Here is a 15,382-nt window from a genome sequence, read left to right as displayed (position 1 = left end):
GGAGAAAAAAACATGAAAACTGCTGTCTTTATTGAACCAGGCCAAGTCGCCATTCGCGAGTTCGCCCACCCTGAAATTCAAAAACCTACTGATGCCATCATCAAAATTGTCCGCGCCTGTGTCTGCGGGTCGGATCTGTGGTGGTTCCGCGGTCTCAGTGAGCGCCCCGCTGGCTCACCAGTCGGCCATGAAGCGATTGGTATCGTCGAAAGCGTCGGCACGGCGGTGACCAATGTCCAAGCCGGCGATTTTGTGATTTTGCCTTTCACCCATGGCTGCGGTCATTGCGCAGCTTGCCGCGCCGGGTTTGAAGGCAATTGCCTGAACGCCACCGAACACGGCTCCAGCGGGTTCCAAGGCGAATATGTCCGCTTCACCGAGGCCAACTGGTCGCTGGTCAAAATTCCCGGGCAACCCGAAGACTACACCGATGAGCAGCTCAACGACTTGCTGGCGCTATCTGATGTCATGGCCACCGGCTACCATGCCGCTGCCAGCGCCGAGGTAAAACCCGGCGACACCGTGGTGGTCATGGGTGACGGCGCGGTAGGGCTATGCGGGGTCATTGCGGCCAAACTGATGGGTGCCAATCGCATTATCGCCATGAGTCGGCACGCCGATCGCCAGGCGCTGGCCCGTGAGTTCGGCGCCACTGATATTATCGAAGAACGCGGCGATGAAGCCGTCGCCACAGTGCAGGCCATGACCGAAGGCGGCGCCGATGCGGTGCTGGAATGCGTCGGTACGGCCCTGTCCGTTGACACCGCCATTCGCGTGGCGCGGCCGGGTGCCATTGTCGGCCGCGTTGGGGTGCCGCAAGAAGCCACCAACGCTAATGCCACCCCATTTTGGAATAATGTGGGCCTGCGCGGCGGGATTGCCTCGGTCACCACCTACGACCGCAGCGTTTTGCTCGATGCCGTGTTAAGCGGTGAGATCCACCCCGGGCATGTCTTCACCAAACGCTTTGCCTTAGCCGACGTGCAACAAGCCTATGAAGCCATGGACAAGCGCGAAGCCATCAAGTCGCTGCTAATCATCAATCAATAGGAGGTTTTCATGAATAGTATTCCTACTTTCACTTTAAATGACGGCAATCAAATTCCCGCATTCGGGTTTGGCACCTTTCAGATCCCGGCAGACGGATCGACCCAAAAGGCGGTCGCCACCGCTTTGCGGCTCGGCTACCGCCATATTGACACGGCCGCGGCCTATTTCAACGAACAAGAGGTTGGCCAGGCCATTGCCGAATCTGGTATTCCTCGTGAACAAATTTGGGTCACTAGCAAACTTTGGTTGCAAGACTATGGCATGGCCGCCGCCACGACTGGCATTGAAACTTCTCTGGAGAGGCTCGGCTTGGATTACATTGACCTCTACCTTTTGCATCAGCCCTACGGCGACGTGGACGGCGCCTGGCAGGCCTTGGAAACAGCCCAAAAAGCAGGCAAAATCCGTTCCATCGGCGTCTCCAATATGACCCCTAAGCTCTGGGAAAAGTTTATTCCAAACTTCACCATCAAGCCTGCCGTTAACCAAGTTGAGTTCAATCCCTACTTTCAGCAACAGCCACTACGCGCGCTAATGGCAGTCACCGATACCCGCTTAGAAGCATGGGCGCCGCTCGGCCAAGGCAGTTCACAGCTGCTTCACGAGCCTTTGATTGAACAGCTCGCCGCCAAGTACGGCAAAAATGCTGGGCAAATCATCTTACGGTTTGAGTATCAGTCCGGCGTGGTCGTCTTCCCCAAGTCTGTACACGAAACGCGCATTGCGTCTAATCAAGACATTTTTGACTTTGCTTTGGGTGATGACGAAATGACCGCGCTAGTGGCCCTCGACCAAGGTCACGGCCGCCACGACCCCGATGCGCCGGGGGTGGCCGCCCGTCTCCTTGGGGCCTTCGACGTTCATGCACAATAACTCAGCGTTAACGCAAACGCGCGTCTACCTTAAGGGTAGACGCGTGTTTGCGTTAGGCTTTCGTGACCATGTCCGGTTCGGAATCAGACGTAGCAGCAATGTTGGAGGGCTCATAAGTATCCGGCTTGGCGTTAATTAACACATCGGCATAATGGGCGACTTTTTTGTTAATTGTTTCTAAGTGGTGGTTCAACTCGGAAATCTCGTCTAATGTTCGCTGCTGTTGCGCCAGCATGATTTGGTAGCGCTCTGGCACAGTACTTTCGCCTTCAATGACGAGGTCGAAATAATGCTTAATGCTTTCCAGCGGCATCCCGGTCTGACGCAGGCAAGTGATCAAATGGACCCACTCTAGGTCCACATCATCAAACACGCGGTTATTGTTTTCGTCTCGCTTGACATAGGGCAAGAGACCGTGATCGTGATAGTAACGTACGGTATAGGTGGTTAAGCCCATTTTCTTAGCCACCTCTTGAACGGTATAGGTCATCCAAATCGCTCCTTTCGAAAAACGCTGTGTTTATCATAACCCCTTATACCCACTCTAAGGCAAGGCCTAATTACAGCAGGTCTAACCCGTAGTGTAACAGCATTTTAGAACATTCACCATGGCCGTCCCTTCCACTTGAATGAGCAGTTGTCGCGTTGGCCATGAAAAAGCCTGTGATAGCAGGAACCAAAATAAATCAAAAAAGGCTTGCGCTTCCACCAACTCTAACCCTTATGCTGGATCCATCAACAAAAACGGAGGCCCAATATGCACAAACGACAACCCTTTGATTGGATCTTACTGGTCATTCTATTAAGTTACTTCATGATTCTACTGGATAATTCCATTATCTTCACCGGTACCGTCAAAATTGCCCAGGATCTGCACCTCAACCAGAGCACTTTATCTTGGGTTTCCAGCGCCTACTCACTCACTTTCGGCGGCTTTCTGCTCGTCGGTGGTCGGGCTGGTGATTTATTCGGCCGCCGCCGCGTCTTTCAAATCGGCCTAGTCATCTTCGGCCTTGGCTCCTTCTTGGTTGGCGCGGCGAATTCGGCAGTCGTCATCATTGCGGCCCGGGCATTTCAAGGCGTTGGCAGTGCGATTTTGGCCCCAACGACGCTGGCAATACTAATGGACACTTATACCGGCGAGCAGCGGGTGCGGGCCATCGGCTACTACGGCGCCATGGCCGGTATCGGCGCCTCGGTCAGCCTCGTCATCGGCGGCGTGTTCGCCAGTCTGCTGACCTGGCGGGTCGGTTTCTTTATCAACGTCCCGCTGGCGGTTTGGATGTTTTATTTATCCATTCGCCACCTACATCACGATCAAATTCAAGCTGGCAAGCTAGATTGGCTTGGCACCTTCACGTCATTATTGGGCATGATTGCCCTGGTTTATAGCATCGTCGGTACGGTCGGGCGGTTGTATACTTTAGGTGCGGCCATCATCTTACTAGGACTTTTTATTGCGCAAGAAGCACATACGCGCCAGCCCATCATGCCACTACGTCTTTTCAACGAGCGACAACGCCTCGGTGCCTACCTCGGTCGCTTCCTGTACATGGGAGCGATGCTGGGCTTTTGGTTTATCACGCCACAGCTGATGCAAAGTCAGCTTGGCTTCACCCCATTGATGGCCGGCATCGCCTTTTTCCCTTTGACGATTGTGAACTTTTTGATTGCCTTACAGGTCGCTCGTTTAACCGCACATCTCGGCAACGGGGGCTTGCTGATGATTGGAATCTTCTTGACCGGCCTAGGCATGTTTTGGATCAGTCGCTTCACGCCGGCCACCGGGTACTGGTTGGGCATTGCCCTACCGATGGCGGTGATTGGCGTTGGCCAAGGGCTATCCTTGAGTCCCTTCACTGCCGCTGGCGTCGCCAATACCCGCGACGCCGATGCGGGGGCTGCCAGTGGCGTAGTCAACGTGATGCACCAAATCGGGGGCTCGATTGGCTTATCAATTTTGGTCGCAGTTGAAGGCCAATCTACTAACGCCATCACTGGCTTTCAACACGCCATTTTGACTGGCGCTGGCTTATTGCTGCTAGCGCTACTCACCGCGATCTTTTTGATCAGCCCAGGTGAGCGCCGCTCCCACTAGCGACAGTGATGGTGAAGCTCATGGCTATCCCTACTCATTACTACGCCGTGATTGCAACTAATGGCGACTTTCGGCTTGACTGGACGCTGTGTTCGCCCCCAGTCGCGGCTTACCTCTACCACCATCACAGTGTCAAGTTGCTCATCAGCCATCAAGCCCCCGGCAATCAAACCGATGATTGTCTCTTAACGACGATCGAACCTCAAGTAACGCTTGAAAATACGGGCTTATCACCCTCTCACCGGCACACCTCCGAGGGCCGGCTGATTGCGATATTGGCAGCCTTACTCAGCGCTCCTCTCGCACAAGGCGCTGTGCACTATCAGGCCGCACATGCTAAGCGCCTGGCTTACCTTTCTTTGTATCTGGCCGACCTTAAGGACTTGCCGCCGCGCGATACCAACTTGTTACTCCTAACGGCATACCTGCACGATTTTAAGTATAATCAGGTCAGCTTCAGTGGCAGCGCTGGGTTGAGGCGTTTCAATCGTTTTCTTGCTGGCCACGGTTCTGGCACTCACCGGCCGCTTAATGGCGCCTTAACTGCCATCTTGGCCAACGCTGGCCAAGCTTGGAGCAGCCAGGACACAAATCGGCTCGTCCATGTTCTAACCGCAACCCGGCTCACTGCCCGCGAGCGTCATTTGCGAGCTTGGGCGGCAGACATCCGCCGTCTGGACACGCTACGGTTTGGCCACCCGGTTGACCTCGCAACGTTGCACGACCACGACGCCCTGCGCCTGTTATATGCATCCCACCAAGAATACGAGCTCATACCAGATTTTTAAAACAAAGGAGTATTTACCATGACAAACATCTTAATCATTGGTGCTACCGGCTCAATTGGTCAGGTCACCCGCAACTATTTACTGCAAAACACCAAAGATGCCTTGACTTTAATGGCGCGCCACACCAGCCGGATCAACGCCCTCAACCCTAATCGGGAACATATCCTTGAAGGCAGTGTCACTGACCCGAGCACTTTACAACAAGCGTTACAAAATCAGGACGTCGTGTTCGCGGCCTTAAGTGGCGACCTGCCGTCCATGGCCGAAGCGCTCGTCGCCGGCATGCAGCAAGCCGGCGTAGACCGCCTCTTGTTCATCAGCTCGATGGGCATTTACAATGAAATTCCCGCCAGCGTTGGCGCCGGTGGCAACCTCGACCACAATCCAGTACTCGCACCATACCGCCGCGCCGCCGACATTATTGAGGCCTCGCCGCTGAACTACACCATCATCCGGCCCGGCTGGTTTGATAACGGCAGTCCTGATTATGAGGTGACCCACAAAGGCGAACCCTTCGGCGGCCATGACGTTGCTCGTGCTAGTATCGCGGACCTAGTGATGCGACTCGCGCATGACCCTTCATTAGGTAGCCGTGACAGCCTGGGTATCAATCGGAAATAAGGAGATAAAACATGAATCTATTAATTCTTGCTGCTAACGGCCAAATCGCTCGCATTGTTGAACACCGAATCTTGACGGAAAAAGCCTTCGCCGAGATTAATCTAACCATTGGGCTGCGCCGGCCAGAACGGCTCGCAGACCTGGCCGCCAACCCGCGCGTCACCGTGATTGACGTTGACCTCGAAAACGCCGCCTCCGTGGCCGCCGCAATGACTGGCCAGGACATGGTCTTCGTGGCGGTGGTGGATCATGACCGCGATAACGCCGCGACTCGCAATGTGATTGCCGGCATGAAGGCGCACCACGTTGACCGCGTCATTTTCACCAATATTCTCGGCCTCTACAATGAGGTGCCTGGCGAATTCGGGCGTTGGAATCTGAGCCAAGTCGCGTCCGGCCTGAAAGCCGCCCAAACCTCAGATCAGCTGCTGGCTGACTCCGGCCTGACTTACACCACCCTGCGCCTACCGTGGCTGAATGACCGCGATGAGGTCAATTACACCATCACGACCCGCCACGAACCTTACTTAGGCGTCTCTGGCTCGCGGCAGAGCGTCGCCGATGTGGTACTGAAAATCGTCGCCGATCCGACTTTTGCCGCCAATGACAGCATCGGCATGGCGGATCCGGCCACTCAAGGCCAAACGCGGCCAGTGTACTAAATGCCCGTCCCCACCAAAAATGGGTCTGCTCGTTCAGTTTGAGTAGACCCATTTTTCATGCGGTCGCGCCGCGCAGACTTTCCCAGACCCAGAAAACCCCGGCCAGCAGTGTCACTATCGCCATGATTGGCGGATAAAGTGGGGTTAATAGTAGCGCAATCACTTTGACCAGAATATCCCAGCTCAGTAACTGCGTCCGCCGCGCCTTACCGAGCACCGACCGATACAGGAACAAGTTAGCCACAGTCACCGCCAGCACCACGACCCCATACAAGGCTTGCGCACCCACATTCATGAAGTTATCCGCCACAATCTTGGTCACATACGGAAACAACGAACTGAAGAACAGCAAAACGATGGCGAGCCACGGCGTCGTTTTCGAAATGGTGCGGACCTTGTGCCAGGAGTTATGCATCCCCACCCACATCGTACCGATCCAGAAGAAGCTGATGGCATACGCCACGAATTGATCCCGCAGCGCCCAGAAGCCAGCCCAGGACACCTGCGCTGGGGCCTTCAGCTCCAAGACTAGAATGGTCATCACAATCGCTAGTACCGCGTCAATAAATGCCGTTACCCGGTCTTTGGTCATCTGCTTTGCCTCCACCTGAAGTTCATCTGGGATTATTGTACCATCCAGCAGCAATAGCCGCTAAACAGCAAAAAGCGACTGCCGGTCGGTTGACCAACAGTCGCTCTTTTACCCGCCAATCGCGTTGGCGTTATGACCGTCGCCGCTTGGACGACGACTTGTGATCATGATCCATCGGCAGCATGCACCCGGTATCGCCTTTTTGCGGGAAATACCGGCGCTCTGCTTCGCGGCGATAGGCAATCGCCTCCGCTTTGGAATGGGACGATTTATTCAGCACCAGTTCGCCATGAAACCGCAAGCGAGCCACATAGACCTGCTGCGACTGGTCGAAGGAAACGCCGACCGTACCACTACGATTGCGCTTGGACTTGACCAATGAACTGTAATAAATCCCTTCCGCATTCCGCAACGTTTTCGCCTCGTGATCCACATATGGCAACAGGTCATGACCGGCGCGAGCACGCGCGAGTTCTTTGCGCAGACAACCGCAACTCGCGGTCGTCCCTTTACGCAGGCCATAGCCATCGACCACAGCCAAATTCCCACACTCACATTGACACTCCCAGCGCGCATTGCCATTGGCGGCGTTGATGCCAGCTCTGCGCAATACCGTCAAGCGGCCAAAATGCTGCCCGGTTAAATCAATCGCCCGCGGTGCTCTTTTGTGTGCCGCCACGAGTTACCCCCTCTTTCTTATTGCAACGCCTGCAATTCGCGTCAGTTGGTCGAGGTAATTGGCAAATGATGCCGGCGCCGCGACCCATGGCGCTTGTGCATGTTTATCGGTTAGCTTCACGCCAGCAACAAACTGCTGAACGGCTGGCCATCTGTCGGCATGCGTCTTGACGATTTGCGCCACGGCGGTAGTCAGCGGCATGCGACTCGCCGCCGGCACCTGCAGCACTTGGCTGTAGAACCGGACGATGAATTTCGCATATTCCGTGTCGAACCGCTCAGAAGTGGCCCGCAGCTGCGCTAAATACCCAGCCATCATCAAGACCCACTGCTCGTTGATCTGCGGCTTCTGACCCGTGATGGCATGCGTGCGACTGCTGAAAATGACGCAGGCGATATCTTCGCCTTCGACCACTCCGCCAGCCGCTTGGCGCACCAGGCGGGCCGTGAATTCTTCACTGTACTCGCCGTATTGATCATCGAATTGCACCTGCTCTGACATCAACAGTGCGCGCCTGATCATCAGCCCATGCAGCGAGGTCTGGCTGCGGCCGGCCCGATAAACGGGCTGCCGGTCCTTGGTCAATCCTTGCAGCAACGTCGCGCCGCCGATGATATCGGCATCAGGATGCTTCGCTTGCAGTCCAAACAGATTTTGCAGTGTGAACGGATGGTAAAGCTGATTGTTCGCATCCAGTAGCATGATGTACTCACCTTTGGCTGCCTTCACGCCGGCCTCAAAGGCGGCCATACGACCGCACACTTGATCTGGCGTGATCGTGCGCACCGTGAGCTGAACAAACAGATTTAACTGTGCCGGCAGGTCGAGGTGAAATTCACCGTTGTCCACCAACAGAATTTCCACCTGATTACCCATCAGCCCCAACTGATTGTTAAGCGACGCCAGGGGCATCATCAACTCACTTAGGGGTGCATTATCAACTGGCAAAATGATACTTAATTGAACGCTCATGCCTTACCTCCACTAACTTGTTTAGTACAAATCGCTGTAGTCGTCTTCACGCCGCTTGCGGCTCGTCGCCCCAAAGGCGGAAATCGCGGCCATCGCGGTCAAGCCGGCGCCGAACATCGCCAGACCCATATCGGCCCCAGCATCGCCCGTTTGTGGCAACGTGCTGGTCGAGCCAGTAGTGGCCGTCGCCGTAGTTGCTGTCTTCGCCGCATTACCCAGCGTCGACGTACCGATAGTGCCAGTGTAAGCGACCAGGTTCGAGCCATTGGTCAGCTTGGAGCCGTCGCCGTTGGTCAAGCTCGTGGTTACCCCAGTATGACCATTGTAACTGATCGGCGTGGTTGGTTGACCATTGGTGACGCCGCCATCGGTACCGGTGGTGTTACTGTGGCTGCCAGTCGTGTTGTTGGTGGTAACGGTTGGATTGCCACCCCAGTCAACGTCGAGGCTGCCATCTTTGCCGTCAATGCCGTCCTTGCCATCTTTGCCATCGACGCCGTCCTTACCGTCTTTGCCGTTAAGGCCATCTTTACCATCGACACCGTCTTTGCCGTCCTTACCGTTAAGGCCGTCGACGCCATCCTTGCCGTCTTTACCGTCCTTACCGTTAAGACCGTTCAAGCCGTTGAGACCATTGAGACCGTTCAGACCATCTTTACCGTCTGCGCCGTCTTTTCCATCGGCTCCGTCTTTACCATCAGCGCCATCTTTGCCATCGGCACCGTCTTTGCCGTCAACGCCATCTTTGCCGTCTTGGCCGTTCAGACCATTGACGCCATCCTTGCCGTCTTTGCCATCTTTACCATCGGTGCCATTTGTACCGTTGATACCATTGGTCCCGTTAGTACCGTTAGTACCATTTGTACCGTTGATACCATTAGTACCGTTGACACCATCTTTGCCATCCTTACCATCGACGCCGTCTTTGCCGTCAGCAGGAGCAGCAACGGTACTGATAGTATTTTCACTGCCATCAGGATTAGTGGTGTAGAAAACATAGGACTTAGAGCCATCAGAATTGGTAACCAACTTCACTTGCGGCGTTTGACCGTCTTTACCATTGGCACCTGCTGCACCGTCTTTTGGTGCTGGAATGGTGCTAACGGTTGTTTCGTTACCGTCTTTGTCTGTGGTGAAGAAAACGTAGCTCTTAGTGCCGTCGCCGTTATCAACTAACTTGACCTGCGGAGTTTGGCCATCTGCGCCGTTAACACCATCCTTTGGCGCTGGAACAGTACCGACCACAGTTTCTTTGCCTTCATTATCGGTGGTGTAGAAGATGTAGCTCTTGGTACCATCACCGTTATCAGCTAACTTAACTTGCGGGGTCTGCGCGTTTGTGCCATTTACGCCGTCCTTTGGCGCTGGGACAGTACCGACTGGAATTTCTTTGCCTGCATCATCGGTAGTGTAGAAGAGGTAACTCTTGGTACCGTCGCCATTGTCGACCAATTTAACTTGTGGCGTCTGAGCGTTCGTACCGTCTTTTGGTGCAGGGACAGTACCGACCGGAATTTCTTTGCCTGCATCATCAGTAGTGTAGAAGAGATAACTCTTGGTACCATCGGCATTGTCGATCAATTTAACTTGTGGCGTCTGAGCGTTCGTACCGTCTTTTGGTGCTGGGACAGTGCCGACTTCTGTTTCTTTGCCATCATCACCGGTAACATAAAAAACATAATTCTTACTGCCATCGTCACCGGTTACCAACTTAACTGAAGGCGTGAAACTCGCTGCCTTTTGTGCGGCAACGTACATCACCCAAACATCCTGACCAGTGGTACCAAACTGTCCATCGGTGGCGCTGTCATCTGCCAAGCTGTTGTACTGGCCACCATTGAGATCAGCAGTAGCATAGTAGTACAGCGTCGTCGTATCGAGCTTGCCATTATCATCATCCAGCTTGGCGCCGGCATCATCATTCGGGCCGGCAATAGTGGCAGGAATATCAAATTTATACGTATCACCTGACTTACCGGTCAGAGTGATCGTCTTTTGCAGCTCAGAACCATCAACATTCTTGTAAACATAATGGATGTTGACGGTTTGATCTGTTGCGGCTTGTTTGTAAGTGATGGTGTCAGTGTATGTGTTCGCAACATTGGCTGGATCAGCAGTATATGCGTTTAATTTAGCGGCCAAGGTTGTTGCATCGATAGTCGCTACGCTTGGTGTATAACCATCCAAGGCGGCTGCCGTGATGGTCTGAGGGGCATTTTCGGCTGGTTGCCATTCTGAGAAAGTTACCTTCGAAGTAGCCTCATCAAAATCCATCGACCGGGTAATCACGAAGGATTGTTGGCCATTGGTCGGCGTCACATCGGCAGTCACGCCGTCCGGAGCGACACCCGTGACATCAACCGTGAAAGTCCGATGGGTGGCTGCATAGTTGCCATCATTCGGATCCGTCGGTGTACCAATGTGATTAATAATGTGTTGAACATGAACCGTGATGTTGTCAGAATCGTCGCTAGTAAAGGTGACGTTCGGATTAACAGTGATGGTCGAACCATCTATTGTCGCATTGAACTTGGCAGCATCCGGTTGTTCGTCTGACAACTCAAATCCACCGAAACCTGTGTCTGAAATGCTTTTGGTTGCTGCTTCGCCCACATTGCCGTCAACTTCTGTGGTTTTAGCAACCTCGCCCGTCGTATCATCAACGATTGTCACCGTGAGACTTGCTGGATCAGCATTCTTCGTATAGTTTACCGTAGCGGTCTTGTCAGTTGGGACATCAGTAGTGGCAGTTAATGTCTGAGTGAATGCGGTGTCTGCGTCAGCCTTGTAGCCATCAATACTTGGCGTTGCTGTTGCGACGGAGTTTACATCTGGCGTATAGGTGACAGTGCCATCAGCGGCCGTGCTTGATGTCCAGACGACTGGCTTGGACACACTGGTATCGCCATCTGGACCGCCGATGTAGTTAACAGTGTATTGCGTGGCGACTTTCAGATTAGTCAGTTGATATGAGGCCGGATAAGTACTTGGGTCTTCGATTGTCTTAGGCGCGATTGGCTTCAAGATTGAGATGCCGCCCAAGGTCGTAAATTTCGGGGCGGTAGGTTTCGGATTGCTGCTCTGAACCGTGAAAGTAGTACCTTGACTGTTCTTCTGCAGAACGAATACCTCTGAGGAATAACCATCATTAGTCAGCTGATCATTGTCCACAGGAATACTGAATACCTGCTTATCACCGTCCTCTGAAGCTTCCACAGAAGGTCCATAGAGGTTAGCGTTGGCATCACCATTGTCAAAAGTTAGTGTTGCTGTAAACAGATTGGTAACATCATAGAAAGCATCAAGCGACACTGGGTTGCCAGTCTCTGAGTCCACATACTGATAATTATACGTGATTGATTTGATGTTATAAGATGTGTGCTTATTTGTCCCAACACCATCCTCACCAGTATACGTATTTTGCAAAATCATGGGGCTAGTTGGATCAATGGCCTGAGCGTCTGTGATTGTTTCAATCAAGTCCACATGACGGCCAGTCTTTGCATCGACCATGCTGTTTTTATATATCCACTGGGCACCGGCTTCAAGTGAGCCGCCATCAGTTTCAGCTTGCTTAGCCGCGTCATTAGCCGCCACTGCGGGGACATTTTCGTGAACAACAGTGATATTCTGGATATCATCGCCAAGCAGTCCCTTAACTTGATCATCAGTAAAGTTACCAAGAGGATCGAATGCTTTACCGCTTAAGGCGTTTTGCCGCGTGGCAATTGAGTCTTCATAAGCCTTGTTGTCTGCCTTCTGCTTCTCAGTTGCTGCTTGCAACTGCGCAATCGTATCAGCGGTACTGTCCGCAACTTTCTGCGCATCAGCCTGCACGTTGTCACTAGTTGTATCAACGGTAGCATCTGGATCCTTAGTGACGGTCAAGCCAGCATCATTAGCAGCGTTGGCGGCGTCCTGCAAATCCTTTTGTGACTGGGCATAGTTGTCAGTGCCTGTCGTATCTTGTGCTGTCGTATCATCGGCAGCAGCTGGCGCTGGGGCTGGGGCTGCCGTCGCCGACTTGGCTGCGGTTGTCACTGTTTTGCCAGCTGGCGCAGCGGTGCTGGCAGCGGATTGCGCTGGGGCACTTTGCAAAGCGACTGTTGAGGCCTGGTTATTCTTATCAGTGTTCGTCGCCACGGGAGCTTGATCCGTGGTGGCAGCGGACACGTCGTTGGTTTGGCTCAACCCAATGGCCGTACTCAACGCGAAGATACCAGCAAACACCCAAAGCTTACCCGACTTGTAAAGCCGGAAATGTTCCTTACGCTCGAATGTTGCCTGCATCATGCGTGAACGTGCTTCATTTGTTTCTTTAGACATGTTTCTCCTCCACTCTTTTGCTTATGCAATTATCAGCAAGATTTTTGATTTCTTGTTACGAGTGAATGATACCGCTGCAAAAAGCCATTGATAAGGGGGATTGACTATCACTATTTTGTAAATAATTTAAAAAAACGATAGTGTCGATTTCCCCACGTTATCCCATTTTATAGGGTTGGTGCGCTACAATCGAAGAGAAGTGGAATGAAGCTTGGGGGAGCAACCATGAGATACGACTTTTTGTTCAATAAGGATGACACACTAACACTAGCGGTCATTCACCAACTCAACAACGCACCAACCAACACGGTCACGCGCAACGATTTAATATCGCAATACGAGCTCACGACTTACCAGTTGAACAAACTATTCACGGCGATCAATGCGGCATTCAAAGCAGTGGGCGGCGAGCCGCCGTGCTACATCGAAGAATCCACCAAGGATCTGTGGCAGGCGCATCACCTGAACACCTTCGTCGTTCAACAAGCCACGCTCTATTTGCTGGAACAGTCGGCGAGCTTCAAGGCGTTCACCTACTATTTCCTGTACTCGAAACAAACCACGACTACCGCATTTGCCAAAGACCACTACCTCACCGCAGCGGTCTTTTTCCGCCAAACCAGCACGCTGAAACACCGGTTTGGCGACAACCCCGGCCGGGCTAGCAGCGAGCACAGCGAGTTTGCGCTGCGCCAGTACTTGTTCCAGCTGTTTTATGAACTGTATACCGGCGTGAAGGCACCGTTTCCTGAGCTAGACGGCAAAATCGCCCCGCTCCTGGCCGCTTGCACCGCGACAATCGGACATGACTTACTGCCGACGCAGCAGGTGAAGCTCACCACCTTTCTCAAAGTCAGCTGGCTGCGCCGTCAAAACGGTGATGCGTTGCCGGCAGTGCCGACGCCTTTTCAGGCCACCGGCTATTCGACCCTCGAAGCCGCGGTTGCGGATAGTGACGCTGAAGATTTGACCGCAAGCGAACTCGATTATTTGTATCAGTTCCTGGTCACCCAGCGCTTTTTGGCTTTGCCGGCCACCGAGCTGCCGAGCCTGTTCCCGCGAGCGGACGAGCTCACGCGCCAGTTCATCGCCGATGTGGCCCAAAGCAACCAGGTCAACCTCACCGGCGACACCATCGAGGCCTTGACCACCCGCCTAATGCCGGTACATATCAGGTTAACCACGGCGTTTTTGGAGCCAACCACGTTCATCGATGCCAGCCAAATCACCTTTTTCGCCGACTTATATCCCGCTTTTGACGCAATCATTCAGCAATTCCTCGGGCAACTCGACGAGCGGCCAGATCTCAAGCTCAGCGCCAATCGCCGCATCAACCTGTACTTCAGCGAGATGTTTGCGCTGATCAGCGCCGTGCCGCAAACCGCTTTGCGGCGCACCGTGAACATCTGCGTCGACTTCTCCGAAGGCACGCTTTACAGCGAGTATGTCACCATGACCTTGCGCGCGTTCAGTCACGCCAACATCTGTGTGACGCACAAATTAACGGCAGAAACCGATATTTATATTGCCGATTTTCGCGCCCCAAGTTTGAAGCTACCGCAGGTGATCTGGCAAAATCCGCCAACGCCGCATGACTGGACCGAGCTGGCAGATCTGATCCTCACGTTTACCCGGACGAATGCTGGCCTCAAAGGAGGCGGTGCTGATGTCTGACACTCATCTTGCCCTCACCCATCTGATCTTACTCACCGCCACGACGGTTGGTTTAGTGTGGGCAGGGACCCCGGCAGCCAAGATTGTGCACGCGGAAGGCCCCACTACCCCCACGACCCAAGCCAGCGCTACGATTCGCTATGTCGATGACAGCACCGGCCAGATTTTGAAAAGTGTCCAGGTCGCAGGCACGCTCGGCAGCAGCGCCACTTATCAAGTTGCGCCACCAGCCGGTTACACCGTGCGCGGCGGCTACCAAACCGTAACCTTCCGCTTCACGTCGACCCGGCCTGGCACCATGACGTTTCATCTCGTCAAACAGGCCCCAGTCAGCCAACCCCAGGCCAAGCCACCAGTCACGCCAAAAGCGCCAGCCCCCGCCGCGCCAGCCAAGGCCCAACCCGTTAAGGCCAAGGCCATGCTGGCCTACGTCGATGCCGCCACCGGTAAAGTGCTGGGCTACCTGCCGCTGAACGGAATCGTCGGCCAAAGCATCACGGTCACCTTGCACGCCCCGGCCGGCTACACCATCAATGGCAAAACCACGTTCACCTATCATTTCACGAAGGCAGACGCAGGCCAGATTAGCATTCAAGTCAGCAAACCTGGCACCCCCGCGCCAGCACCAGTGGCTCACGGGCTGATTACCGTACGCTTTATCGACCTGCTGACAGGCAAAGTGTTCTACCAGCACTGCCTGCAAGGAGTCGTTGGCCAACCCTTGGCTTATCACGCCACCGATGGTCTGAAGCACATCCCTGCTGGTTTGCAATTGGCCGCTGATGCCACCACCCAGGGCCATCATTTTACGGCCGCCACGCAGCATGTCGATGTTTACGTCACGGCCAAAGAACCCGCGGCAGCGCCGGCTGAAACTGAACAGCCACAGCAGCCGAAAGTCGTCATGCCCAAAGCTATCGTACTCAGCCGGCCAGCCCTGGGCAAAGGGCCGGATGGCCAAGATCAGGCCAGCGCTGAACTGGCGGCGTTCTTTGTCAGCCTGTCGGGTAAAATCAATTTTGGCCTGCGCGGATAAACTAAAGCGGC

13 protein-coding genes are annotated in these 15,382 nt (G+C 54.0%); 8 read left to right on the top strand and 5 right to left on the bottom strand.

The genetic code is table 11. The features are described 5' to 3' along the window. The first annotated feature begins 12 nt into the window (after positions 1-12). A complete protein-coding gene (locus JUF11_RS03480) occupies positions 13-1,050 on the top strand; it encodes a zinc-dependent alcohol dehydrogenase family protein (RefSeq protein ID WP_204118345.1) in 1,038 nt (345 codons plus the stop codon). A 9-nt stretch (positions 1,051-1,059) separates the two neighbouring features. Further along, positions 1,060-1,923 carry an aldo/keto reductase gene (locus tag JUF11_RS03475; RefSeq protein WP_204118344.1) on the top strand — a complete coding sequence of 288 codons (864 nt, stop codon included), beginning with the start codon at positions 1,060-1,062 and terminating at the stop codon, positions 1,921-1,923. Between the two features lie 52 nt (positions 1,924-1,975). On the opposite strand, the gene JUF11_RS03470 is transcribed toward JUF11_RS03475, so the two are convergent. Next, positions 1,976-2,413 (bottom strand): MerR family transcriptional regulator, encoded by a 438-nt coding sequence (locus tag JUF11_RS03470; protein ID WP_204118343.1) that lies wholly within the window; start codon positions 2,411-2,413, stop codon positions 1,976-1,978. A gap of 267 nt (positions 2,414-2,680) precedes the next feature. On the opposite strand from JUF11_RS03470, the gene JUF11_RS03465 reads away from it, so the two are divergent. From JUF11_RS03465 to JUF11_RS03450, 4 genes are read left to right on the top strand one after another with little or no spacing between them, the layout of a single operon-like run. Then, complete coding sequence (locus JUF11_RS03465) at positions 2,681-4,021, top strand: MFS transporter (RefSeq protein ID WP_204118342.1); 1,341 nt, start codon at positions 2,681-2,683, stop codon at positions 4,019-4,021. Positions 4,022-4,041: 20 nt separating this feature from the next. Further along, complete coding sequence (locus JUF11_RS03460) at positions 4,042-4,809, top strand: hypothetical protein (protein WP_204118341.1); 768 nt, start codon at positions 4,042-4,044, stop codon at positions 4,807-4,809. An 18-nt stretch (positions 4,810-4,827) separates the two neighbouring features. After that, entirely contained in the window at positions 4,828-5,430 is a 603-nt protein-coding gene (locus JUF11_RS03455; protein ID WP_204118340.1) for an NAD(P)H-binding protein, read from the top strand. An 11-nt stretch (positions 5,431-5,441) separates the two neighbouring features. Continuing rightward, positions 5,442-6,092, top strand: a complete 651-nt coding sequence (locus JUF11_RS03450; RefSeq protein WP_204118339.1) for an NAD(P)H-binding protein — start codon at positions 5,442-5,444, stop codon at positions 6,090-6,092. Positions 6,093-6,147: 55 nt separating this feature from the next. Here the strand turns inward: JUF11_RS03450 and JUF11_RS03445 are convergent, their stop codons facing one another. The 4 genes from JUF11_RS03445 to JUF11_RS03430 all read right to left on the bottom strand — a co-directional run bounded on the left by JUF11_RS03445 (position 6,148) and on the right by JUF11_RS03430 (position 12,661). Further along, positions 6,148-6,684, bottom strand: a complete 537-nt coding sequence (locus tag JUF11_RS03445; protein ID WP_204118338.1) for a TMEM175 family protein — start codon at positions 6,682-6,684, stop codon at positions 6,148-6,150. Positions 6,685-6,814: 130 nt separating this feature from the next. Further along, positions 6,815-7,363 (bottom strand): AP2 domain-containing protein, encoded by a 549-nt coding sequence (locus tag JUF11_RS03440; RefSeq protein ID WP_236000398.1) that lies wholly within the window; start codon positions 7,361-7,363, stop codon positions 6,815-6,817. A gap of 3 nt (positions 7,364-7,366) precedes the next feature. Beyond that, positions 7,367-8,335 (bottom strand): glycosyltransferase family A protein, encoded by a 969-nt coding sequence (locus tag JUF11_RS03435; RefSeq protein WP_204118337.1) that lies wholly within the window; start codon positions 8,333-8,335, stop codon positions 7,367-7,369. A 21-nt stretch (positions 8,336-8,356) separates the two neighbouring features. Further along, complete coding sequence (locus tag JUF11_RS03430) at positions 8,357-12,661, bottom strand: KxYKxGKxW signal peptide domain-containing protein (protein WP_204118336.1); 4,305 nt, start codon at positions 12,659-12,661, stop codon at positions 8,357-8,359. 225 nt (positions 12,662-12,886) lie between these two features. Here JUF11_RS03430 and JUF11_RS03425 point away from each other — a divergent pair, with 225 nt between their 5' ends. Together JUF11_RS03425 and JUF11_RS03420 are read left to right on the top strand one after the other, a co-directional pair. Beyond that, positions 12,887-14,335, top strand: coding sequence for a hypothetical protein (locus JUF11_RS03425; RefSeq protein WP_204118335.1), 1,449 nt, complete (start codon positions 12,887-12,889; stop codon positions 14,333-14,335). After that, positions 14,328-15,371, top strand: a complete 1,044-nt coding sequence (locus tag JUF11_RS03420; protein WP_204118334.1) for a MucBP domain-containing protein — start codon at positions 14,328-14,330, stop codon at positions 15,369-15,371. The genes JUF11_RS03425 and JUF11_RS03420 overlap by 8 nt, the downstream gene beginning before the upstream one ends. Positions 15,372-15,382 lie beyond the last annotated feature (11 nt).

It is taken from the genome of Lacticaseibacillus suilingensis (assembly GCF_016861845.1).
Lineage (GTDB): Bacteria > Bacillota > Bacilli > Lactobacillales > Lactobacillaceae > Lacticaseibacillus > Lacticaseibacillus suilingensis.
Note: the sequence above shows the minus strand (reverse complement) of the source record. Positions and strands in the feature narration are given on the sequence as shown.

Excerpts from the sequence above, each read along its gene's own strand:
- JUF11_RS03435 (WP_204118337.1), bottom strand. The coding sequence starts at position 8,335 with ATGAGCGTTCAATTAAGTATCATTTTGCCAGTTGATAATGCACCCCTA.
- JUF11_RS03475 (WP_204118344.1), top strand. The coding sequence starts at position 1,060 with ATGAATAGTATTCCTACTTTCACTTTAAATGACGGCAATCAAATTCCC.
- JUF11_RS03450 (WP_204118339.1), top strand. The coding sequence starts at position 5,442 with ATGAATCTATTAATTCTTGCTGCTAACGGCCAAATCGCTCGCATTGTT.
- JUF11_RS03480 (WP_204118345.1), top strand. The coding sequence starts at position 13 with ATGAAAACTGCTGTCTTTATTGAACCAGGCCAAGTCGCCATTCGCGAG.
- JUF11_RS03425 (WP_204118335.1), top strand. The coding sequence starts at position 12,887 with ATGAGATACGACTTTTTGTTCAATAAGGATGACACACTAACACTAGCG.
- JUF11_RS03430 (WP_204118336.1), bottom strand. The coding sequence starts at position 12,661 with ATGTCTAAAGAAACAAATGAAGCACGTTCACGCATGATGCAGGCAACA.
- JUF11_RS03465 (WP_204118342.1), top strand. The coding sequence starts at position 2,681 with ATGCACAAACGACAACCCTTTGATTGGATCTTACTGGTCATTCTATTA.
- JUF11_RS03455 (WP_204118340.1), top strand. The coding sequence starts at position 4,828 with ATGACAAACATCTTAATCATTGGTGCTACCGGCTCAATTGGTCAGGTC.
- JUF11_RS03460 (WP_204118341.1), top strand. The coding sequence starts at position 4,042 with ATGGCTATCCCTACTCATTACTACGCCGTGATTGCAACTAATGGCGAC.
- JUF11_RS03420 (WP_204118334.1), top strand. The coding sequence starts at position 14,328 with ATGTCTGACACTCATCTTGCCCTCACCCATCTGATCTTACTCACCGCC.
- JUF11_RS03445 (WP_204118338.1), bottom strand. The coding sequence starts at position 6,684 with ATGACCAAAGACCGGGTAACGGCATTTATTGACGCGGTACTAGCGATT.
- JUF11_RS03470 (WP_204118343.1), bottom strand. The coding sequence starts at position 2,413 with ATGACCTATACCGTTCAAGAGGTGGCTAAGAAAATGGGCTTAACCACC.